Origin of the sequence: Microbacterium sp. 10M-3C3, from assembly GCF_003931875.1 — a bacterium.
Taxonomy (GTDB): Bacteria; Actinomycetota; Actinomycetes; order Actinomycetales; family Microbacteriaceae; genus Microbacterium.
Genome location: NZ_CP034245.1, coordinates 2,363,835 through 2,385,886 on the forward strand (window position 1 = coordinate 2,363,835; position 22,052 = coordinate 2,385,886).

A 22,052-nucleotide genomic window follows, 5' to 3' on the forward strand; every position below is an offset into this window, starting at 1 on the left:
TGCGGCGCGAACGGCCCCAGAGCGCGTCGCGTCGACTCTCGAGTAGCAGTTGCAGGCGCTTGTCCGCCGCCCATGCGACGTGAAGCGCCACGCGAGCGCCCGAACCGGGGCGCGGAGGGTCAGCCGAAGAGGGCGGCGGCCTCTTCGTAGCGGTAGTACGGCACCGTGTTGAGCTCGCCCAGCGCGTCGGCGAAGGGCACGCGCACGATGTCGGTGCCGCGCATCGCGACCATCTGCCCCCACGCGCCGTCCATGAGCGCGTCGGCGGTGTGCAGGCCCAGGCGCGTCGCGAGGACGCGGTCGAACGCGGACGGCGAACCGCCACGCTGGATGTGGCCGAGCACCGTCGCGCGCGTCTCGATGCCCGTGATCCGCTCGATCTCCGGCGCGAGGATCTCGCTGATGCCGCCCAGCCGCGGACGGTTGAACGCGTCGAGGCCCTTGTCGCTGAACGCCTCCTCCATGCCGGTGAGCTTGAAGCCCTCCGACACGACGACCAGCGGCGCGCGGCCGCGGTCGTGGGCGCGCGAGACGAGCGCCGTGATCTCCTCGAGCGACATCGGCACCTCGGGGATGCAGATGACGTGGGCGCCCGCGGCGATGCCGGCGTGCAGGGCGATCCAGCCGACGTGGCGCCCCATGACCTCGGCGACCATGCAGCGCTGGTGCGAGTCGCCCGTGGTGCGCAGGCGGTCCATCGCGTCGGTCGCGATGTTCACGGCGGTGTCGAAGCCGAACGAGTAGTCGGTGGCGCGCAGGTCGTTGTCGATCGTCTTCGGCACGCCGATGACGTTGATGCCGTCCTTCGAGAGGCGGTCGGCCGCGGCGAGCGTGCCCTCGCCGCCGATCGCCACGATGCCGTCGAGGCGATGGCCGTACAGGGTCTTGGCGATGTTCTCGGCCCCGCCCCGCGCGCCCTCGTAGGGGTTCGTGCGGCTCGTGCCGAGGATCGTGCCGCCGACCTTCGACAGGCCCTTCACCTCGTGCCGGGTCAGCGGGAAGAAGTCGGCGTCGACGACGCCGCGCCAGCCGTCGCGGATGCCGACGAACTCGATGTCGTAGTTCGTCGTGCCCTTGAGCACGACGCCGCGGATGACGGCGTTGAGCCCGGGGCAGTCGCCGCCGCTGGTCAGGATGCCGATCTTCATAGCTGTGGTCCTCGGTGGTTCGGGTGAAGGATCCGGCGACGTTGCCACACCGACCCTAGCGCCGTCGCCGCGGCGGGGGCCAACCGCGCGGTCAGTCCCCGCCCAGGGCGCGGCGCAGCACGTGCATGAGCGCGCTCAGCTGCACCGAGTCGCTCGACGCGGGATCGACGGCGACGCCGTCCAGCGCCCGCAGCGCGAGCCCCTGCTTGGAGTCGATGAGCTCGGCGATCTTCGTGTCGATCGTGTGCGCCGCGATGATGCGCCACGCCGTGACCGGCTCGTCCTGGCCGATGCGGTGCACGCGGTCGATCGCCTGCGTCTGCTCGGCCGCGGTCCAGCTGAGCTCGGCGAGCACGACGTTCGACGCAGCCTGCATGTTCACGCCCACGCCGGCGGCGGTCAGCGAGCAGACCGCGATCCCGACGCCGGGGTCGTTGTTGAACGCGTCGATGGCCTCCTGACGCGCCACCGCCGTCTGGTCGCCGCGCAGCGACACGGTACGCACACCGGATGCGGCGAAGTGCGCCTCCGCGGCATCCATGACGTCGATGTGCTTGGCGAAGAACACGACCTTGCCCACCGACCGCTGCAGCTGCACCGCGTAGTCGGCGGCGAGGTGCGCCTTGGCCTGGCCGATGCGGCGCACCATCGAGAACACGTTCTCGGCGCCCGTGCCGGCGGCCTTGGACTCGTCGAGCTCGTTCTGCGCGACGAGCCGCACGATGTCGGCGTCGATCTCGCCGGGGGCGAGACCGCGGTCTCCACGCGCCTCGAGGATGCGGCGGTACCGCGCCGCGAGGCGCTCGGCGAGCTCGCGCTCGGCGGCGCGGATCGATCGGCCGTCCTCGTCGTCCAGCTCGACCGGCAGGTCGGCGATGAGCTTGTCGGGGAGGTCGGCGGCGACGTCCTTCTTCTTCCGGCGCACGATCCCCATGGAGATGACGGCGTCGCGCGCCTCGGGGTAGAACGCCTTGTCGGCGGGAGTCAGGCCGGTCGCGTCGAGCTTCTCCATGAGCTCGGGGCCGGGCTTCTCCCCCGTCGTCCAGCCGAGGAATCGCCAGATCGCGTCGAAGTCCTCGACGTCGTTGATGAGCGGCGTGCCGGTGAGCGCGAGCAGCAGCGGGTCGCGCACCTGCTCCCGGATGCGACCGGCGAGCGCCAGCACGTTCTGCGAGCGCTGCGACGTGAGGTTCTTGATGAAGTGCGCCTCGTCGACGACCATGCCCTTCAGGCCGATCGTCGCGAGCCACGCGAGGTGCCGATCGAGCACCTCGTAGTTGATGATGAAGACGTCGGCGAACGCGTCCATGTCCTCGCCGTCGCCGGAGATCACGGTCGCGCGGCGGTGCGGCGTCCAGCGCTCGACCTCCCGCGCCCAGTTCCACTTGACGACGTTGGGCACGACGGCCAGGAGCGGGTACGCGTCGGCGACGGATGCGGCGAGCACCGACTCGGCGGTCTTGCCGAGGCCGGGCTCATCGGCGAGGAGGAACGTGCGGTGGCCCTCGCGGACGGCCTCGAGGAAGCGCGACTGGTGCGGCATGACGTCCAGGCCCTTGGGCGACACGCGGTCGAACTCCGGCACGGGCGGCAGGTCCATGGATGCGGCGGCGCCGCCGGCGCCGGTCTCGAACGCCTTGTAGAGGGGGCCCATCAGCTCCCAGCCGTCGAGGCGTCGCCGGGGCGTCGTGTTCGCCGGGCGCGCCGACAGGTCGGGGGCGAGGAAGGGATGGGCCATGCGACGCGCCTCGACCGAGGGCGGCTCGACCTGGCGCTGGGCGAGCGCTGCGGGCACGACGGGCGCGGCCACCGGCGCGACGTCGGTGATGATGAGCTCGTCCGGCGGCAGCTCGGCGCCCGACTCGAGCAGCCAGTCGCGCCGCATCCGCCGCGCCACGGGGGACGTGGCCTGGTCGACTTCCAGCAGCTGGATGAGGGACGTGTCGCGGGCCGCCGTCTTGGCGAGGATCGTCGCGACGCCGTCGAGGCGCTTGAGCAGCTCGGCGCGCGCGGCGTCGGTGAGCTCCGCGTCGGCCTTGACGCGCGCGCGCTCCTCGCGCACGAGGAACGCGATGACCTGGAACTTGACGCGGTTCGTGGGCCCGAGCTTGCCGCGCTGGGCCTTGGCCTCGACCTCGCGCACCTTGCGCGCGAGGATCGGGATGAGGGGCGCCTCGTCGTCGCGTCGTGCGGACGAGGTCTTCCTGCGCCGCTGTGCGGTGCCGGCGGTCGCCGTGGTCGGCATGCTCCTCCTGAGCGTGTGTGCCGGATGCCGTCGACGACGGGAGATCCGGGTGATCGGGCTCCGCGGGGCGGCAGAACCGTGACTCCCGCGGGCGGATCCGTGCCGGTCGCCGTGTCGCCGTGGGCGAGGTGCGTCGTCGGAGTGCGGATCCTTCGCAGCCATTCTAGCGGTACCCGGGCGCGTTCCGCCCGGCTCTCGTGCGCCGCGGGTCAGATCGCCCGGCGCAGCCTCAGGCTGTTGAGCACGACGAACACGCTCGAGAACGCCATGGCCGCCCCCGCGATCATCGGATCGAGCGGGCCCGATGCCGCCAGGGGCAGCGCCGCGACGTTGTTCGCGAAGGCCCAGAAGAGGTTGCCGCGCACGATCCGCATCGTCCGCCGGCTCAGGCGCACCGCGTCGAGGATCGCGCGCGGGTCGGCGCGCACGAGCGTGATGTCGCTCGCGTGGAGCGCCGCATCCGCTCCCCCGCCCATCGCGATGCCGAGGTCGGCGGCGGCGAGCGCGGCGGCGTCGGCTGGGCCCGCTCGACGCGCACGCGCGCACCGTACCCGGCCGCCCGAACGGCTTCGACGAGCTCGTCGGCAGCCGTGTCGGCGGGGAAGGACACGCGCGCGGACTCGGTCGCGAGGTTGACCTCCGCCCCGACGCCGGGCACGCGGCGCAGTCGCTTCTCGACGCGCGCGACGCAGCTCGCGCATGTCATGCCCTCGATCTCGAGTGTGGCCTCTCGCCGCTCGGCCGGGGCCGGCACGGTCTCGATGCTCATCGTGTCCTCCTCGCCGCATCCACAATACCCCCCAGGGGTATAAACCGCAGAGTTCGCCCGCGAGAGGCAGGGCGGTCCTAGGGTGTAGCCATGGCGGACGTCATGACACGCGACCAGCGGCTCGTCCTGTGGATCGCGATCCTCGCGTCGTTCGTGTCGTTCCTCGACGGCACGGTGGTCACGGTCGCCCTGCCCGCGATCCAGCGTGAGCTCGGTGGCGGGCTGAGCACGCAGCAGTGGGTCGTGGACGCGTACCTCATCACCCTCGGCGCGCTCATCCTCGTCGCCGGATCGCTCAGCGACGTCCTCGGCCGCCTCCTCGTGCTGCGCATCGGGCTCATCGGCTTCGGGATCACCTCGATCGCGATCGCCGCCGCCCCGACTGCCGAGTTCCTCATCGTGGCCCGCGCGCTGCAGGGCGTCGCCGGCGCCCTGCTGGTGCCGAGCTCCCTCGCCCTCATCACGGCGAACTTCCGCGATGCGGCCCAGTCGCGCGCGATCGGCATCTGGACCGGGGCAACCACCGGCGCGATGATCGCCGGGCCGGTGCTCGGGGGCGTGTTCGTCGACCTCCTGTCGTGGCGGCTCGTGTTCCTCATCAACGTCCTGCCGCTCGCGGCGACGCTGCTCCTGCTGCACCGCCTCGGTCACGCCGATCACCGGCGGGAGGGCGCGAGGGTCGACATCGCCGGCGCCCTCCTGTGCACGGTCGGGCTCGGCGGCTCGGTGTTCGCGCTCATCGAGCAGCCGACCTACGGCTGGTCCTCCCCCGTGATCTGGCTGCCCCTCACGATCGGCCTGGCCTCGTTCGCCGGCTTCCTCGTGCGCCAGCGCCTCGCGGCGCAGCCCATGATGCCGCTCGATCTGTTCCGCAGCCGCAACTTCTGGACCGGCAACCTCGCGACGGCCTTCATCTACGGCGCGCTGTCGCTGAACGGCTTCGTCGTGGGCGTCTACCTGCAGCAGGGCGCGGGGCTGCCGGCCACCCTCGCCGGGCTCGCGTCGCTGCCGAGCACCCTCATCATGATCCTCTTCAGCTCGCGCGTCGGGACGCTCGCGGGGAAGGTCGGACCGCGCCTGTTCATGACGGTCGGCCCGATCGTCATGGCCGTCGGCGCCCTGCTGCTCCTGACGGTGTCGCGCGACTTCTCGTACTGGTGGCAGGTGCTGCCGAGCGTTCTCGTGTTCGGCGCGGGACTGACGCTCACCGTATCGCCGCTGACCTCGGCGATCCTGGGCGCGATCGACGAATCGCGCTCGGGCATCGCGTCCGCGGTGAACAACGCCGTCTCCCGTGTCGCGGGCCTCCTCGTCATCGCGACGCTCGCGACGATCCTCGGCGGCTCGCTCGATCTCGACGGCTTCCACCGCGCGGCCGTCGTGACGGCGATCCTGCTCGCGGTGGGCGGGGTGGTGTCGTTCCTCGGCATCCGCAACAGGATGCGCACGAGCGCGCCGACGCGGCCCGCGTAGGCTGGAGCGCATGCCCCGCCTCACCGAAGCCGAGCTCGCCGCGACCATCGACCACGCCATCCTCAAGCCGGAGCTGACCCGCGCCGAGGTCGACGCGGATCTCGACGTGGCCGCACGCTGGGGCGTCTTCAGCGTGTGCGTGCGCCCCTCTGACATCGCGCACGCCGTCGCGCGCCTGGCGGGGACGGGGGTGGCCGTGGGCACCGTCATCGGGTTCCCGCACGGCACCACCTCGACCGCGACGAAGGTCGCCGAGGTGCGTCAGGCGCTGGAGGACGGCGCCGTCGAACTCGACATGGTCGTGAACATCGGATTCCTGCGTTCGGGCATGGACGACGCGGTCGTCGACGACATCCGCGCCGTGGTGGCCGCCGCATCCGGCCACGTCGTGAAGGTCATCCTGGAGACCTCGCTCCTGGACGAGGAGCAGATCGCCCGCGGCAGCCGCCTCACCGAGGCCGGCGGGGCCGCGTTCGTGAAGACGTCGACCGGCTTCGCCGGCGGCGGTGCGACCGTGCCGCACGTGCGCCTCATGCGCGAGAGCGTGGGCGCCGACGTGCAGGTCAAGGCGTCGGGAGGCGTCCGCAGCCTCGACACCGCCCTCGCCATGATCGAGGCCGGCGCGACCCGGCTCGGCACGAGCGCGAGCGCCACGATCCTCGGCGAGCTGCGCGCGATCGAAGCCGGCGAGGGTCCGACGGGCGCGCAGGACGCATCGAGCTACTGACACACGGGACGCGTCAGGACGCTCCGGCCTGCCCGACGCGGTCGGCCGGGTCGGCCGACAGGACGGCCCGCACGCGCGCCACGTCATCGGCCATCTGGGCCGTCAGCCGTTCGATGCCTTCGAAGGCGACCATGCCCCGGATGCGGGCGACGAAGCGCACCTCGACCCTATGGCCGTACAGGTCGAGATCGGTCTCGTCGAGCACGTACGCCTCGACCTGGCGCACGTGCACGTCGCCGAAGGTCGGGTTCACCCCGACGCTGATCGCGGCCGCGTAGCGCGTGCCCGGCCGCAGACCGTCGGGCGAGCCCTCGTCGATGAGCCAGCCGGCGTAGACGCCGTCGGCGGGGATGAACCCCTCGGCATCCGGCGACAAGTTGGCGGTGGGGTATCCGAGCTCGCGCCCGCGCTTGAGGCCGTGCACGACCTCGCCCCACACCGACGGCGCGCGCCCGAGCAGGCGGCCCGCGCCCTCGACATCTCCGTCGGCGAGGAGCTCGCGGATCCACGTCGATGAGACGCGGCGCCCCTCGTCGACCGCGCGGACGTCGCCCACGACGTCGACCCGGAAGCCGTACTCGGATCCCATGCGGCGCAGCAGCTCGGGGTCGCCCGCGCCGCCGCGACCGAAGCGGAAGTCCTGGCCGACGAGCACCGTCTGCACGCCCAGCGCGTCGACGAGGACGTGCTGGACGAACGCCTCGGCCGACAGCCCCGCGAGCGCCTCGTCGAAGGTGAGCAGCAGCGTGGCATCCACGCCCGCGCGATCGAGCAGCGACAGCTTCTGCGTGACGCCGATGAGGTCGTCGGGGCAGCGGTCGGGACGCAGGAGCCGCAGCGGGTTGCGGTCGAAGGTCACCGCGACCACGCGCGCACCGGTCGTCGCCGCGTCCACCCGCGCGCGGTCGATGACCGCGCGGTGCCCGGCGTGCACGCCGTCGAACTTGCCGATCGCGACGACCGACGGCCCGAACCCTGCGGGGATCTCCGACGGGTCGCGGAAGACGATCACGACGCCACCGCCGCACTGCGCGCCGGCGTGGAGCGGTGCGCGAAGAGCCACCAGAGCCCGAGGAAGGGCAGCACGAGCGGCACGAAGAGGTACCCGATGCCGTACAGCGACCACACCGTCGGATGCTGGAACAGCGCCGGGTCGACGATGCTCAGCGTCCCCACGACGAGGACGCCGACCAGCTCGAAGCCGATCGCGATCCACGCCACCGCGTACCATCCACGGCGCCCCGACAGCACGAGCGCGAGGGTGGCCACGATGTAGACGACCGCGCTCGCCGCGGACAGCGTGTAGGCGACGGGGGCATCGTCGAACTCGCGCACGATCTGCACGAACGAACGACCGGTCGCCGCGAGCGCCATGATCGAGTAGACGACGACGAGGACGCGGCCGATGCCGGTCATCCGGCGCGGGGAGGTAGTGGGCATGACCTCCCCATCCTAGGCGGGGCGGGCCGGTCGTCGGCGGGCGGGTGAACCGGCGGTCAGGCGACCTGCGCGGTCCAGATCACGTGCATCCGCCACACCATGATCGCGACGGCCACGGCGGCGACCCCCATGATGACGGTGCTCCAGCGGCTGCGCTCCAGCAGCGCCCACGCGACGCCGGCCGGCGGCAGCAGGGCGGCCGAGATCAGGTACACCCAGTACTCCAGGGCGCTCCCCGAGGGCGGGTTGCCGACGAAGGGCGAGACGATCGCGACCACGATCTGCGACACGAGCAGCAGCTCGAGGAGCGCCAGACCGCCCACGGTGACGTCGCCCGGCGGGCGACCGGCCAGGCCCGCGACGATCGCGACGACCGCGACGAGGGAGGCGACGCCGACCTGGACGAGCGTGAACCACAGAATCACGCGGAGACCTCCTCGGGCATGTTCATGACGCTCTTCAGGTCGGCTCCGCGCACCTCGACGACGCCGACGAGCGCACCGTGCGGGTCGACCGCGGCGGCTCGCGTGCCCGTGAGCCGCTCCGCGGCGCCGGTGAGGCGCTTGCCGTGGCGCAGGTCGCGGGCCTCGTCGGCGGTGACGGCGAGCGCGCCGATCGCGGCCGTCGCCGCGGCGGCGGGGCTCAGCAGGCGATCGGCCGCGATCGCGTCGGACGCGACGGCGTCGGCCACGTCGAACGGGCCGACCCGCTCCCGCCGCAGCGCGGTCAGGTGGCCGCCGACGCCGAGCCCGGCGCCGAGGTCCCGCGCGAGCGCCCGGATGTACGTGCCGCTGGAGCAGTCGACGACGACGTCGAGGTCGAGCGCGTCGGGCGAGCGTCGGCGGGCGAGCACGGCGAACCGCGACACCGTGACGGCGCGCGCGGCGAGCTCGACGCTCTCCCCCGCCCGCGCGAGGTCGTACGCGCGGCGGCCCTGCACCTTGATCGCCGACACCGTGCTCGGCACCTGACGGATGTCGCCGGTGAGCGCCGCGACGCCGCGATCGATCGCCGCATCGTCGACGTCCGCCCACGCCGCCGCATCCGCACGCTCCACCACGGTGCCCTCGGCATCGTCGGTGTCGGTGCGCGCCCCGAGGCGGATCGTCGCCGTGTACGTCTTGTCGGCGCCGACGAGGTACGTGAGCAGACGCGTCGCACCGTCGACGCCCAGGACGAGCAGCCCCGTCGCCATCGGGTCGAGCGTTCCGGCGTGCCCCACCTTGCGCGTGCCGAGCGCGCGCCGCGCGCGCGCGACGACGTCGTGACTGGTGATCCCCTGCGGCTTGTCGACCAGCAGGATGCCGCCGGCGGGCATCAGCGGGCCCCCTCGGGAAGGCGGATCGGCGCGGCGAGATCGGAGTACTCCACGACCGCCGTGGCGGCGGCGCGCGGGTCGGCGTCCGCGATGTACCGTCGCTGGCCGTCGCGGTAACGGGCGTTCGACGGGGCGGCTGGGTCGGGGTCGGAGCCGTCGCGCAGCGCCCGGCGCGCGGCGGCGACCGCCTCGGGGACGTCCAGCCACACCGACCAGTCCCACAGGTCGCGCAGCTCGGGCCGGTGCAGGAAGATCCCGTCGACGAGCAGCACCGCGTCGCGCGGCGCGGTCACCCACTGCGCCTCGATCGGGGTGTCGCGGGCGACGTCGAACACGGCGAGCTGGAAACCCGCACCCGCACCGACGCGGAAGGGGTCGATGAGCACGCGCCGGAAGGTGGCGTAGTCGTAGGAGTCGAGGTAGAAGCCCTCGGCCGAGGTGCGGCCCCGGCGATAGCGCTCGGCGCGCGGCCGATGGAAGCCGTCGATCGACGCGCGGTAGACCGCCGCGCCGTCCTCGGCGAAGACCTCGGCCCACGTGTCGGCGAACGTCGTCTTCCCCGCCCCGTCGATGCCGTCGACCGCAGCGATCACGCGGCCGGCGGGGCGGATGCGGCGGACATCGTCGCGCAGGGCGCGCAGGAGCGCGACCGCCGGGGTCGTGGGAAGCCGCATCCGTCCAGCCTACGGGCCGCCTTCGGCAGAGGCCCGCGCACGTCAGCCGCAGTACTCGTACTGTGGCCCGATGTCGGTGACACCGACCGACACGACGAGGTCGGAGGGCGATCGCTCGTCCGTCTCGGTGCCGTCGCCGCCGATGGTGATTCCCTCACGGAACCCGAAGATGAGGGTGCCCGACTGCAGCCACGCGAGATTCTGCCGGACCAGCTGAGCGTCCGGTTAGACGGCGAGCACGTCGGCACGCGTCGAGCCCACTCCCAGCCCGTCTGACGTGCGCGGACCGTCGGCCATGGCCGCCTCGATGATGCGGACGACGCCGTCCTGCTGCGCGTACAGGGGCCGCTGCAGTTGGGATCGTGATGCTCCGAGGCCCTCGCGCGCCGCCCGCTTAGGCTGGTGCGGTGCCCGACCTCGCGACGCCCCTGGCCGCGTGGTACGCCATTCATGCGCGGGATCTGCCGTGGCGTCGGCCGGGCTTCGGGGCGTGGGGAACGCTCGTGAGCGAGTTCATGCTACAGCAGACGCCCGTGGCGCGCGTCATCCCGCACCTGGAGGCGTGGCTCGAGCGGTGGCACACTCCCGCGGCACTCGCGGCGGAGGCCCCCGCCGAGGCCGTGCGCCAGTGGGCGAACCTCGGCTACCCGCGGCGTGCGCTCTGGCTGCATCGCGCCGCGGTGGAGATCCGCGACCGCCACGGCGGCGAGGTGCCGCGCGATGTCGACGCCCTCCTGGCGCTCACCGGCATCGGCGATTACACCGCTCGCGCCGTGGCCGTCTTCGCGTACGGCGACACGCACCCGGTCGTCGACACGAACACGCGGCGCGTGCTCGCGCGGGCGCTGGACGGCGCGGCGCAGCCGGGCGCCCCCTCACGCCGCGACCTGGAACGGATGGCTGCCATCCTGCCGGCCGACCGCGACACGGCGGCCGTCGTGAACGCCGCGGCGATGGAGCTCGGGGCGCTCGTGTGCACGGCGCGCGCGCCGCGGTGCGAGGCGTGTCCGCTCTCCGTCGCGTGCGCGTGGCGCGCCGCAGGATACCCGGACACTCCGGACGGCCGCCGGCGGCAGGCACGCTACGAGGGCAGCGATCGTCAGGCGCGCGGCGCCGCACTCAAGCAGCTGCGCGACGCGGCCCCCGATCCCGTCGCGCTCGGCGACGTGCTCGCGGCGTGGCCGGATGCGGCGCAGCGCGACCGCGCGATCGACTCCCTCATCGCCGACGGCCTCGCCGAGGCGTCCGACGGCGCCCTCCACCTCCCGCGCTGAGCCCGCGCCGAGCGCGCGAGAACGGGCGAATCGGCCGAGATCAGGAGGAATCCGCGGATCCCCTACCGTTCTCGACCGATTCGCCCGTTTTCGGTGAGGTCAGTCCTCGTCGTCGTCCTCTCGCGGCTTGACGTACGGGTCGGCGTCGCCGGCGTACGTCGCGCTCGACGCGAGACCCGCGACGGCCGCGTCGCGCTCGGCGGCCTCCCGCAGGAGAGCCGCGATGTGATCGGCGTTCTCCGGGATCGCGTCGGGGATGAACTCGAGCGACGGCGTGAGGCGCACGCCGAGCTGCTTGCCCACCTCGCTGCGCAGCATCCCGGTCGCCGCCTTCAGCGCGGCGGCCGTGCCCTCGCGCTCCTCCGGCGTGCCGAGAACGGTGTAGAACACCGACGCGTGCTGCAGATCGCGCGTCACCTTGACATCGGTGATCGTCACGAAGCCGAGGCGCGGGTCGCGCAGCCCCTTCTCCAGTCGCTCCGCGATCAGCACGCGGATGCGGTCGGCCAGTCGTGCCTGTCGTTCGCCAGCCATGGCGGTCTCCCTCCTCAGACGGGTGAGGGACGCCCGAAGGCGCCCCTCACGTCGTCGATGTGCGTCAGCCTCGCGGCTTCTCGACCATCTCGGTGGTCTCGATCTCGTCGCCCACCTGGATGTCGTTGTACTTTCCGAGCCCGATACCGGCCTCGAAGTCGGTGCGCACCTCGGTGACGTCGTCCTTGAAGCGACGCAGCGACTCGATCGCGAGCCCGTCGGCGATCACGACACCCTCGCGGATGACGCGCGCCTTCGCGTTGCGCGTGATCGTGCCCGAGCGGACGATGACACCGGCGATGTTGCCGAACTTCGAGGAGCGGAACACCTCGCGGATCTCGGCGACACCCGACTGCACCTCTTCGAACTCCGGCTTGAGCAGGCCCTTGAGCGACTGCTCGACGTCGTCGATCGCGTTGTAGATGACCGAGTAGAACCGGATGTCCACGCCCTCGCGAGCGGCGCGCTCGCGCGCCTTCGTGTCGGGGCGGACGTTGAAGCCGATCACGATCGCGTTGTCGATCGTGGCGAGGTTCACATCCGACTCGGTGATCGCGCCGACGCCGCGGTGGATGATGCGCAGCTGCACCGAGTCGTCGACCTCGATCTTCAGCAGCGACTCCTCCAGCGCCTCGACGGCACCGGACACGTCGCCCTTGATGATGAGGTTGAGCGACTCGACCTTGCCCTCTTCCAGCGCCCGCGTGAAGTCCTCGAGCGAGATGCGCTTGCGCGCCTTCGCCAGGGCCGCGTTGCGCTCGGCAGCCTCGCGCTTCTCGGCGATCTGACGCGCCGTGCGGTCCTCCTCGGTGACGATGAACACGTCGCCGGCTCGGGGCACGGAGTTCAGACCCTGCACCTGCACCGGGCGGGACGGGGCGGCTTCGGCCACGGCCTCGCCGTTCTCGTCGATCATCGCGCGCACGCGGCCGTACGCCGTGCCGGCGACGATCGCGTCGCCGACCCGCAGCGTTCCGGACTGGATGAGCACCGTCGCGACCGAACCGCGGCCCTTGTCGAGCTTGGCCTCGATGGCGACGCCGCGGGCGTCCTTGTTCGGGTTGGCCGTGAGGTCCAGGCCCGCGTCGGCCGTCAGCAGCACCGCGTCCAGGAGGTCCTGGATGCCGATGTTGTTGCGCGCCGACACGTCCACGAACATCACGTCGCCGCCGTACTCCTCGGCGACCAGACCGTACTCGGTGAGCTGCTGACGCACCTTGGCGGGGTTCGCCTCGGGCTTGTCGATCTTGTTCACCGCGACCACGATCGGCACGTTCGCCGCCTGTGCGTGGTTCAGCGCCTCCACCGTCTGCGGCATGATGTCGTCGTCGGCGGCCACGACGAGGATCGCGATGTCGGTCACCTGCGCGCCGCGGGCACGCATGGCGGTGAACGCCTCATGACCCGGGGTATCGATGAAGGTGATCGCACGCTCGATGCCCTCGTGCTCGGTCCAGACCTGGTAGGCACCGATGTGCTGCGTGATGCCGCCGGCCTCGCCTGCGACCACGTTGGTCTGGCGGATGGCGTCGAGCAGTCGCGTCTTACCGTGGTCGACGTGACCCATGACGGTCACGACCGGCGGCCGGATCTCGAGGTCCTCCTCGTTCTCGGCCTCCAGCTCCGCGTCGAGGTCGAGACCGAAGCCCTCCAGGAGCTCCTTGTCCTCGTCCTCGGGCGAGACCATCTGGATCTTGTAGCCGAGCTCCTCGCCGAGGACCTCGAAGGTCGCCTCGTCGAGCGACTCGGTGGCCGTCGCCATCTCACCCAGGTTGAACAGGATGGTCACGAGCGTGCCGGGCTGCACGGTGTAGCCGTTCAGCGCCTCGAGCTTGTCGGCGAAGTCCGCGATCGACGCGCCGCGGCGCAGGCGGATGATCTCGCCGTTGCCCTTCTGGACGTTGACGCCGCCGACGACCGGCGCCGACCGCATCTCGAATTCCTGCCGCTTCGCGCGACGCGACTTGCGCTGCTTCGACTTGCCGCCGCCCTTGCCGAAGGCACCCGCGGTGCCGCCGCCGGGACCGCGACCGCGACCACCGCCGCCACCGGGTCGACCGGCGAAGCCGCCGCCTGCGGGACGACCGGCGAACCCGCCGCCGGCACCGCCGGGACGACCGGGACCACCCGGACGCTGCTGGAAGGGCGCGCCGGGACGACCGCCGCCACCGGGACGACCGGCGCCGCCGGGGCGCGGAGCGCCGGGACGCGGAGCGCCGGGACGCGGCGCCTGCGGACGCGGGATGTTGCCGGGAGTCGGGCGCTGGCCCATGCCCTGCGCCGACGCGAAGGGGTTGTTGCCCGGGCGCGGGCCGGCGGGACGCTGGCCCATGCCCTGCGACGACGAGAACGGGTTGTTGCCGGGGCGCGGCGCGCCACCGGGACGCGGCGCCTGCGGCGCGGGCGCGGCGGGACCGGGCTTCGGTCCGCCTGCCGGCGCGGGCCCGGCCTGCCGCGCGGGCGCCGAGGGCGCCGGAGCCGACGGGGCGGGGCTCGCGGATGCGGCGGGCGCGGGCGCGGCCGGCGCGGGCGACGGCGACGCGCTGGGGCGCGCGGGACCGGGACGACCGGGGGTCGCCGGGCGCGCGGGACCCGGCTGGGCGCCGGAGCGCGCGGGAGCGGCCGGCTTGGCGGCCGCCGGGGCGGCGCCGTCGGCGCTCAGAGCCGCCCGCAGCTTACGGGCGACCGGGGGTTCGATGGTCGAGGAAGGGCTCTTGACGAACTCGCCGAGCTCCTTCAGCTTCGCGAGGGCGACCTTGCTGTCGACGCCGAGCTCGGAAGCGATCTCGTGTACGCGTGGTTTTGCCACAATTCTCCTGTCTGGGGGCCCGCCCCGGGACAGGGCGGACCGTTACTTGCGGACGGGTCTCATTTCGAGCCGTTCACTTTGTGTCCATAGCCGTTCAGCCGTTTCGCTGGAGGGTCATCTGAAAGGTCCGCGTGTCGAGCGGACCCGGCACGCGCAATGCTCGCACGAAGGCCCGGCGCCGCAGCGCGGCATCCACGCACGCATCCGTCTCGTGCACCCACGCGCCGCGCCCCGGCATCGTCGCGCGGTCATCGCGGACGAGGACCGAATCGACGGCCACGACTCGCAGGAGTGCGGACCGGGGAGCACGCGTGCGGCATCCGACGCACGTTCGTACAGCTTCCATTCTACACCTCGGGCCTGCCGCGCGACGCGACGGCCGGCTCGCCGCCTCAGTCCTCGAGGACCGAATCGGGCTGGATGTCGATCTTCGCGCCGGTGAGCTTCGCGGCCAGGCGGGCGTTCTGGCCCTCCTTGCCGATTGCGAGCGACAGCTGGTAGTCGGGCACGAGCGCACGGACGGCCTTGGTGTTGGCATCGAGCACGAAGCTCGACGTCACCTTCGCCGGCGACAGCGCGTTCGCGACGAACCGCGGCAGGTCGGCGTCGTAGTCGACGATGTCGATCTTCTCGCCGCCGAGCTCCTCGGTGACCGCGCGCACGCGGCGGCCGAGCTCGCCGATGCACGCGCCCTTCGCGTTGATGGTCGGGTCGTTGGCCTTCACGGCCATCTTGGTGCGGTGACCGGCCTCGCGCGCGAGGGAGACGATCTCGACGAGGCCGTTCGCGATCTCCGGCACCTCCAGGGCGAAGAGCTTGCGGACGAGGCCGGGGTGCGTGCGCGACACGGTGATCGAGGGGCCCTTCGCGCCGCGGCCGACGGAGGTGACGTAGACGCGGAGGCGTGAGCCGTGCGGATACGTCTCCCCCGGCACCTGCTCCTCGGGCGGCAGGATCGCCTCGACGGAGCCGAGGTCGACGTGCACCATGCGGGGGTTGGGGCCCTGCTGCACGACGCCGGCGACGATGTCGCCCTCCTTGCCGCGGAACTCCCCGAGCACGGCGTCGTCGGCGATGTCGCGCAGACGCTGGCTGATGACCTGCTTCGCGGCGAACGCCGCGATGCGGCCGAAGTCATCGGGAACCTGCTCCTCCTCGCCGATCACGGCGCCCTCCTCGTCGAGGACGGGCGTGTAGATCGCGACGTGACCGGTCTTGCGGTCGAGGTGGGCGCGCGCGCCCTCGGGGACGGCGCCGGTGGGCGAGGTGTGCTTTCCGTACGCGGTCAGGATGGCCTGCTCGATGATGCCGGCGAGTTCGTCGAAGGGAATCTCCTTCTCCCGTTCGATCGTCTTCAGCAGCGCGAGATCGATGTCCACCGTGGGCCTCCCCTATTCAGCTCTCGTCGGCGCTCACCGCCGCCGACATCCTGAATACGTTACCGGATGCAGCGGCGTTCAGGGCAGGCGCTCATTCCTTGCCGCAGTCGTCCAGCTCGCCGGGCGCGCGTTCGAAGAGCGCGTCCGTCCAGCGGTACAGGACGGGGAGGAACCGCGATTTCGGGAGGATCGGCTGAAGGTGGGTGTAGCCGCTGTACGACCGCCACTTCACGGTCTGCCCCTGGCTGCAGAGCTCCCGGACGAGCTCGCCCTGCAGTTTCGTCGGGATGACCTCGTCGGCCCGCCCCCACGCGAGCAGGATCGGAGAGCCGAGGGGCGCGACCGCGCTGTTCTCCTCGAGCCGGCGGCCGAGTGCCCCCGCCGTGAGGTCGGCGTCGTAGAGCGGTCGATCCTCCGAGACGCCGAGCGCCGTGAGCACCGAGACCACCACGCCCGGCTCGGTCGGGCAGCGCTGCGTCATCTCCCGGACGATGGACCTGGCTCCCGGCGTGACGTAGTCCTCGAGGTGCACGTCGGCGTACGTCTCGGAGTAGGGCACGAGCACCCACGACGTCAGCACCGACAGCAGGGCGCTCGCGTCGCTGCGCAGGAGCTCGCGCGCGAGAGCGGCGGGCTCGGCGGCCGGGGCGATCGCGGCGGTGCCGAGCACGTCGATGCCGGGGGTGTACTCGGGCGCGAGGCGCGTCGTCCACAGCGCCGCGTGACCGCCCTGCGAGTGCCCCCACACGACGGTGTCGGGCGAGAGCGTGACGTCCGGGAGCTCGGCGGCGGCCAGCACGATGTCGAGCGACGACCGCGCTTCTCCCTTGCCGATGAGGTAGGGGAAGGTCCCGGGGGCGCCCTGCCCGCTGTAGTCGGAGGCGACGACCACCCATCCGGCCTTCAGCGCGTCCTCGAGTGCGGGGATCGACCAGCGCGTCGCCGACGCGTCGCGCAGGCTCGGCGCGCAGCCCTGCGCGACACCGGTCGTGCCGTGGTTCCATACGACGACCGGACGCGGTCCGGCCGGCGGGTGCTTCGGCACGATGACGAGCCCGCTCGCGACGGCGGGGCGGCTCACCGCATCCCGTGTCGTGTACAGCACGCGGTACACGTCGCCGTTCTGCGGGGCCCGGCCCTGGTAGACGTCCCACCGGATGAGGCGCCCGTGGCCCTCGGGAAGATCGGCGGGCGGCGAGTAGAACGCGTCGATGACCGGAGCGCCCTCGGCGAGCCAGTCGTCGAGCCACCATCCGCCCGCCGCGGTCGCCACGAGCACGACCGCGAGCGCGTAGCGCCCGGCCGCCGCCCACCGGGTGCGGACCCGCACGGCCGCCGCATCGCGCGTGCGCTCCGCGGCGGGTGCGCCCCGCCGCTCGCGCACCTGCGCGCGCCACTCCCGGGCGCCGCGGATGACGAGCGAGCCCCCGAAGACGAGCGTGCGCACACCGAAGACGATCGCGACGACGAGCACCGTGACATCCGGCCAGGTGAGCGACAGCACCGCGAACGCGACTTGTGCGACACCGGATGCGGCGGCGAGCACCCGCTCGCTGACGCGCCCGCGGCGCAGCGCGTCGCCGATGGCGGCAAGCCCGCCCACCACGAGGAAGACGGCGAGCGCCTGGGGCAGCAGGTCGAGGCTGCGCCCGAGCCACACGAGCACGGCGAGGCCGCCGACGATCCACACCGCCGCGACCGCGCGATTCCACCAGCGCAGGCGCCGACCGCGCGGTATCAGCTCGACGACGCCGGTGACGACGGCGCTCACGCCGATGTAGATCGCGAGGAGCACGAGCGAGGTGAGCGGGCGCGTGACGATGAGCGCGCCGAGGACGACGACGACGATGCCGACGACGAGCACGACCCGCGCCGGCGCGCGCGCCACGAGCACGGGCAGGGCGCTCCAGCGCCGGGCGGTCGACATCCGCCCCATGATAAGCGTGTCGCCGATGACGCTCCGGGCGGAGGTAGGGTGCGGGGATGATGAGCACCGTGCGCTCGGCGGCGCGCGACGTCGAGCGCAATCCCGTCGTCCGCCTCCTCGCGCGGGCCGGGTACGTCGCGAACGGGATCACCCACGTCCTCATCGGCGTGGTCGTGCTCGTGGCGTGCTTCGGCGGCGGATCGGAGGCCGACCAGACGGGCGCCTTCACCTCCGTCGCCCGCGCGCCCGGCGGCGTGGTCCTGCTGTGGGCCGTGGCGATCGGCCTCGCCGCCCTCGCGGTGTGGCACGCCGCGGCCGCGATCGCCGCGCGGCGCGCGGACGCCGCCAAGCGGGCGGGCATCCTGGTCTCCGAACTGGGTCAGGCCGTCGCGTTCGCCGTGGTGGGGGTGGTCGCCGCCGCCATCGCCCTCGGCGCCCGTCCGAGTGCCGAGCGCACCGCCGAGGACGCCAGCCGCGGCCTGTTCACCGTCCCCGGCGGCCTGTTCGTCGTCGGCGCCGCCGGAGTCGGCGTGGCGATCGCGGGGATCGCGTTCGTCGTGATGGGCGTGCGGCGCTCGTTCCGCGACAAGGTGTCGTTCCCCCGCTCCGGCTGGGGGCACGTGCTGGCCGGTGTCGGGGTGGTCGGCTTCGTGGCGAAGGGCGTCGCGCTCCTCATCGCGGGCGTGCTGCTCGTGATCGCGGCGGTGCGACTCGACCCCGACACCGCCGGCGGCATCGACGGCGCCGTCCAGGCCCTGCTCACCCTGCCGGCCGGACCGGCGCTCGGGGCGACGGTGGGCGCCGGGTTCCTCGCGTACGGCGTGTTCACGATCTTCCGTGCCCGCTACGCGCGGCTCAGTGCCTGACGTGCCCGACGCGTGAGCGCCCCGGCGCCCGGTTCAGTCGAGATCCGGGTCGCGCCCGGTGCGCTCGCCCGTCTCCAGGCGCGCGATGACGGCTCGATCCGCGTCGTCGAGCGAGAAGTCGAACACGTCGGCGTTCTCGCGCAGGCGCGCCGCGGAGGTCGACTTGGGGAACAGCACGAGGCCCCGGTCCAGGTGCCACCGGATCACGACCTGCGCGGGCGTCCGGCCGTGCCGACGGGCGATCTCGGCGAGCGCGGGGTCGTCGAGCAGCCCACCGCGGGCGAGCGGCGCCCACGCCTCGGTCACGATGCCGTGCGCATCGTTCCACCGCTGCAGGTCCCGCTGCGGGAAGCGCGGATGCAGCTCCACCTGGTCGATGACCGGCCACACGCCCGTCGCCTCGGCGATGCGCTCGATGTGGGCGGGCGAGAAATTGCTGACGCCGATCGACCGGGCGCGTCCCTCCTCGCGCAGCCGCACGAGGGCGCGCCACGTGTCCACGTAGCGGTCGCGGCTCGGGATCGGCCAGTGGATCAGATACAGATCGACCTCGTCGAGGCCGAGCCGCGCCGCGCTCGCGTCGAACGCGCGGAGCGCCTCGTCGAAGCCGTGGTCGTCGTTCCACACCTTGGTCGTGACGAACACGTCGTCGCGGTCGAGGCCGCTGCGACGGATGCCGTCGCCCACCTCCGCCTCGTTGCCGTAGAGCGTCGCGGTGTCGACGTGGCGGTAGCCGATCCGCAGCGCCTCGACGACGAGATCGGCGGTCGCATCGGCCGGCACCTTGTACGTGCCGAAGCCCAGCTGCGGGATGCTCCGCCCGTCGGCGAGCGGAACCCGGGGGGCCGGCAGCGCGGTCACGACCGCAGCCGCTCCACGGCCTCCGCGACGGCGAGCGTGTCGCGCTCGCCCGTGCTGCGGTCCCACAGCTCGACCTGGCCGTCCGCGGCGCCGCGTCCCACGACGAGGATGCGCGGCACGCCGACGAGCTCGGCGTCGCCGAACTTCACCCCGGGCGAGACCTTGGGGCGGTCGTCGTAGAGCACGTCGAGCCCGTCGGCCTCGAGCTGCGCGGCCACCTTCTCGGCCAGCTCGAACGCCGCCGCATCCTTGCCCGTCGCCACGACGTGCACGTCGAACGGCGCGACCGACGCCGGCCAGATGAGACCCTTGTCGTCGTTGTTGAGCTCGGCGATGATCGCGAGGATGCGGGTGACGCCGATGCCGTACGACCCCATCGTGACGGTGACGAGCTTGCCGTTCTCGTCGAGCACCTTCAGCCCGAGGGTCTCCGCGAAGAACCGGCCGAGCTGGAAGACGTGGCCGATCTCCATGCCCCGCGCGAGCTCGACAGGGCCCGATCCGTCCGGAGCCGGATCGCCCGCGCGGACGGAGGCGACCTCGACGAAGCCGTCGCCCACGAAGTCGCGGCCGGCCACGAGCGAGTGCACGTGCTTCTGGTCGATGTTCGCGCCGGTGATCCACGCCGTGCCGTCCACCACGCGAGGGTCGAGCAGGTACCGGATGCCGGTGGCCGACTCCTCGCCCAGCACGGGCCCCGTCGGCGACCACGGGCCGATGTAGCCCTTCACGAGGAGCGGATTGGCCTCGAAGTCGTCCTCGGTGGCCGGCTCGACCTCCGCCGGCGCGAACGCGACCTCGACGCGCTTGTCGTCGACGTCGCGGTCGCCGGGGATGCCGACGACGACGAGCTCGCGCGTGCCGTCGAGGTGGGTGAGGGCGAGCACGACGTTCTTGAGCGTGTGGGCGGCGGTCCACCTCGCCGCATCCGCCGTCGCAGGTCCTGCGATGCCCGGCGCGGGCGCGTCGAGGTGCGCGTTGGCGTGGTCGACGAGCGTCGCGATCGTCGGCGTGTTCGGGGAGTCGAAGACGACCGGCTCGGGCTGCCCCTCGATCGGCAGCGCCTCGGGGACGACGGTCGTGAACGCCTCCACGTTGGCTGCATAGCCGCCGGCCGAGCGCACGAACGTGTCTTCGCCGACCGGGGTGGGGTGCAGGAACTCCTCCGACTTCGCCCCGCCCATGAGGCCGTTGTCGGCGTTGACGATGACGTACTCGAGGCCCAGGCGCTGGAAGATGCGCTCGTAGGCGTCGCGCTGCTTCTGGTACGACGCGTCCAGCCCGGCGTCGGAAGCGTCGAACGAGTACGCGTCCTTCATCGTGAATTCGCGCCCGCGCAGGAGGCCCGCACGGGGCCGCGCCTCGTCGCGGTACTTGTCCTGGATCTGGTAGATCGTCAGCGGCAGGTCCTTGTACGACGAGTACAGGTCCTTCACGAGGAGCGTGAACATCTCCTCGTGCGTGGGGGCGAGGAGGTAGTCGGCGCCCTTGCGGTCCTGCAGCCGGAAGATGCCGTCGCCGTACGACTCCCATCGACCCGAGGCCTCATAGGGCTCACGCGGCAGGAGGGCGGGGAAGTGCACCTCGAACGCGCCCGCAGCGGCCATCTCCTCCCGGATGATGGCCTCGATCTTCGCCTTGACCTTCAGTCCGAGCGGCAGCCACGCGAAGATGCCCGGCGCGTTGCGGCGGATGTACCCGGCGCGCACGAGCAGGCGGTGGCTCGTGACCTCGGCGTCGGCGGGGTCTTCGCGGAGCGTGCGGAGGAAGTATGTCGAGAGACGGGTGACCACGAGGTACGAGTCTAGGCGCGCCGTTCGACCCGATCCGAGCGTGCACCGTTGGGGCGAAACCGTTCACTGGGGCGAGCAGGCTCGGCGGGAGCGTGCACCTTCGCGGCGTTCAGCGGACTACGCGCCTACCCTGGGGCGATGACCACCGTGCTGCTGACCGGGTTCGAGCCGTTCGCCGGCGATGCGACGAATCCCTCGGGCGAGGCGGTGCACCTCGTCGGCGAGCGGTGGGCCGGCCCGGAGGATCTCGTGACCGCCGTGCTGCCGGTGACCTTCGCCGGTGCGACGGCGCGGATGCGCCAGCTCATCGCCGAGCACCGGCCCGACGTCGTGATCGCGACCGGGCTCGCCGGCGGGCGCACGGCCGTCACGCCCGAGCGCGTCGCGATCAATCTCGCCGACGCGCGCATCCCCGACAACGACGGCGCCCAGCCGCTCGACGAGCCCGTCGAGGCCTCGGGCCCCGCCGCGTACTTCGCGACGCTTCCCGTGAAGGCGATCACCGCGGCGATGGCGGATGCCGGCGTGCCCGCGGCCGTGTCGCACTCGGCCGGCACGTTCGTGTGCAACGCGACGATGTACGCCGCGCTCGCGGCATCCGACGACAGCACCCGCGCGGGGTTCATCCACGTGCCGTGGGCGTCCGGCTCCGGCCCGGCCGACGCACCGTCCCTCCCCCTCGCCGACATCGTGCACGCGCTCGAGGTGGCCGTCCGCGTCGCGCTCTCCTGACCACCCGCTCGCCGAAAGTGCACCGCCGCGGCGAGAGTGCACGCCGGGCGGCGCGGATTCGCCGCGAGGGTGCACTCTCGGCG

19 protein-coding genes and 2 pseudogenes are annotated in these 22,052 nt (G+C 72.6%); 5 read left to right on the forward strand and 16 right to left on the reverse strand.

Annotated features, from left to right (window positions below; all coding sequences use genetic code 11):
• Positions 1-119: 119 nt before the first annotated feature.
• The 4 genes and pseudogenes from EI169_RS11485 to EI169_RS16960 form a co-directional block, all read right to left on the reverse strand.
• The gene (locus EI169_RS11485; protein WP_125132449.1) at positions 120-1,148 is read right to left on the reverse strand and encodes an ATP-dependent 6-phosphofructokinase; all 1,029 of its coding nucleotides are present in this window, start codon (positions 1,146-1,148) and stop codon (positions 120-122) included.
• 91 nt (positions 1,149-1,239) lie between these two features.
• Positions 1,240-3,393 (reverse strand): DEAD/DEAH box helicase, encoded by a 2,154-nt coding sequence (locus EI169_RS11490; protein WP_125132450.1) that lies wholly within the window; start codon positions 3,391-3,393, stop codon positions 1,240-1,242.
• Positions 3,394-3,602: 209 nt separating this feature from the next.
• A pseudogene (locus EI169_RS16840) lies at positions 3,603-3,908 on the reverse strand (heavy metal translocating P-type ATPase); the annotation flags it as partial.
• 92 nt (positions 3,909-4,000) lie between these two features.
• Positions 4,001-4,162 (reverse strand): annotated as a pseudogene (locus EI169_RS16960) (heavy metal-associated domain-containing protein); the annotation flags it as partial.
• 90 nt (positions 4,163-4,252) lie between these two features.
• Here EI169_RS16960 and EI169_RS11505 point away from each other — a divergent pair.
• Both EI169_RS11505 and deoC read left to right on the forward strand, forming a co-directional pair.
• Positions 4,253-5,635 carry an MFS transporter gene (locus EI169_RS11505; RefSeq protein ID WP_125132453.1) on the forward strand — a complete coding sequence of 461 codons (1,383 nt, stop codon included), beginning with the start codon at positions 4,253-4,255 and terminating at the stop codon, positions 5,633-5,635.
• A gap of 10 nt (positions 5,636-5,645) precedes the next feature.
• Positions 5,646-6,362, forward strand: coding sequence for a deoxyribose-phosphate aldolase (deoC, locus tag EI169_RS11510; protein WP_125132454.1), 717 nt, complete (start codon positions 5,646-5,648; stop codon positions 6,360-6,362).
• 13 nt (positions 6,363-6,375) lie between these two features.
• On the opposite strand, the gene EI169_RS11515 is transcribed toward deoC, so the two are convergent.
• From EI169_RS11515 to EI169_RS11535, 5 genes are read right to left on the reverse strand one after another with little or no spacing between them, the layout of a single operon-like run.
• Entirely contained in the window at positions 6,376-7,374 is a 999-nt protein-coding gene (locus EI169_RS11515) for a bifunctional riboflavin kinase/FAD synthetase (protein WP_125132455.1), read from the reverse strand.
• On the reverse strand, positions 7,371-7,802 hold the full coding sequence (locus EI169_RS11520) for a hypothetical protein (protein WP_125132456.1): 432 nt from the start codon (positions 7,800-7,802) through the stop codon (positions 7,371-7,373). The genes EI169_RS11515 and EI169_RS11520 overlap by 4 nt, the downstream gene beginning before the upstream one ends.
• A gap of 56 nt (positions 7,803-7,858) precedes the next feature.
• Entirely contained in the window at positions 7,859-8,227 is a 369-nt protein-coding gene (locus EI169_RS11525) for a hypothetical protein (protein WP_125132457.1), read from the reverse strand.
• Positions 8,224-9,120, reverse strand: coding sequence for a tRNA pseudouridine(55) synthase TruB (gene truB, locus EI169_RS11530; RefSeq protein ID WP_125132458.1), 897 nt, complete (start codon positions 9,118-9,120; stop codon positions 8,224-8,226). Before truB ends, EI169_RS11525 begins: the two co-directional genes overlap by 4 nt.
• Positions 9,120-9,794: a uridine kinase gene (locus EI169_RS11535; protein ID WP_125132459.1), complete on the reverse strand. Its 675-nt coding sequence runs from the start codon at positions 9,792-9,794 to the stop codon at positions 9,120-9,122. The genes truB and EI169_RS11535 overlap by 1 nt, the downstream gene beginning before the upstream one ends.
• 407 nt (positions 9,795-10,201) lie before the next feature.
• On the opposite strand from EI169_RS11535, the gene EI169_RS11540 reads away from it, so the two are divergent.
• Entirely contained in the window at positions 10,202-11,068 is an 867-nt protein-coding gene (locus tag EI169_RS11540) for an A/G-specific adenine glycosylase (RefSeq protein WP_125132460.1), read from the forward strand.
• Between the two features lie 99 nt (positions 11,069-11,167).
• Here EI169_RS11540 and rbfA read toward each other — a convergent pair whose 3' ends face one another.
• The 5 genes from rbfA to EI169_RS11565 form a co-directional block, all read right to left on the reverse strand.
• Positions 11,168-11,602 carry a 30S ribosome-binding factor RbfA gene (gene rbfA, locus EI169_RS11545; RefSeq protein WP_125132461.1) on the reverse strand — a complete coding sequence of 145 codons (435 nt, stop codon included), beginning with the start codon at positions 11,600-11,602 and terminating at the stop codon, positions 11,168-11,170.
• A gap of 64 nt (positions 11,603-11,666) precedes the next feature.
• Complete coding sequence (infB, locus tag EI169_RS11550) at positions 11,667-14,411, reverse strand: translation initiation factor IF-2 (protein ID WP_125132462.1); 2,745 nt, start codon at positions 14,409-14,411, stop codon at positions 11,667-11,669.
• Between the two features lie 94 nt (positions 14,412-14,505).
• Positions 14,506-14,757 (reverse strand): YlxR family protein, encoded by a 252-nt coding sequence (locus EI169_RS11555; RefSeq protein ID WP_125132463.1) that lies wholly within the window; start codon positions 14,755-14,757, stop codon positions 14,506-14,508.
• A 46-nt stretch (positions 14,758-14,803) separates the two neighbouring features.
• On the reverse strand, positions 14,804-15,790 hold the full coding sequence (nusA, locus tag EI169_RS11560; RefSeq protein ID WP_125132464.1) for a transcription termination factor NusA: 987 nt from the start codon (positions 15,788-15,790) through the stop codon (positions 14,804-14,806).
• A gap of 91 nt (positions 15,791-15,881) precedes the next feature.
• Positions 15,882-17,717, reverse strand: a complete 1,836-nt coding sequence (locus tag EI169_RS11565) for a lipase family protein (RefSeq protein WP_240640423.1) — start codon at positions 17,715-17,717, stop codon at positions 15,882-15,884.
• A 56-nt stretch (positions 17,718-17,773) separates the two neighbouring features.
• Here EI169_RS11565 and EI169_RS11570 point away from each other — a divergent pair, with 56 nt between their 5' ends.
• Complete coding sequence (locus EI169_RS11570; RefSeq protein ID WP_240640424.1) at positions 17,774-18,583, forward strand: DUF1206 domain-containing protein; 810 nt, start codon at positions 17,774-17,776, stop codon at positions 18,581-18,583.
• 33 nt (positions 18,584-18,616) lie between these two features.
• On the opposite strand, the gene EI169_RS11575 is transcribed toward EI169_RS11570, so the two are convergent.
• Positions 18,617-19,444, reverse strand: a complete 828-nt coding sequence (locus EI169_RS11575; RefSeq protein ID WP_205783793.1) for an aldo/keto reductase — start codon at positions 19,442-19,444, stop codon at positions 18,617-18,619.
• Complete coding sequence (locus tag EI169_RS11580; protein ID WP_125132466.1) at positions 19,441-21,237, reverse strand: proline--tRNA ligase; 1,797 nt, start codon at positions 21,235-21,237, stop codon at positions 19,441-19,443. Before EI169_RS11580 ends, EI169_RS11575 begins: the two co-directional genes overlap by 4 nt.
• 138 nt (positions 21,238-21,375) lie before the next feature.
• Here EI169_RS11580 and pcp point away from each other — a divergent pair, with 138 nt between their 5' ends.
• On the forward strand, positions 21,376-21,969 hold the full coding sequence (gene pcp, locus EI169_RS11585) for a pyroglutamyl-peptidase I (RefSeq protein ID WP_205783794.1): 594 nt from the start codon (positions 21,376-21,378) through the stop codon (positions 21,967-21,969).
• Positions 21,970-22,052: the final 83 nt, after the last annotated feature.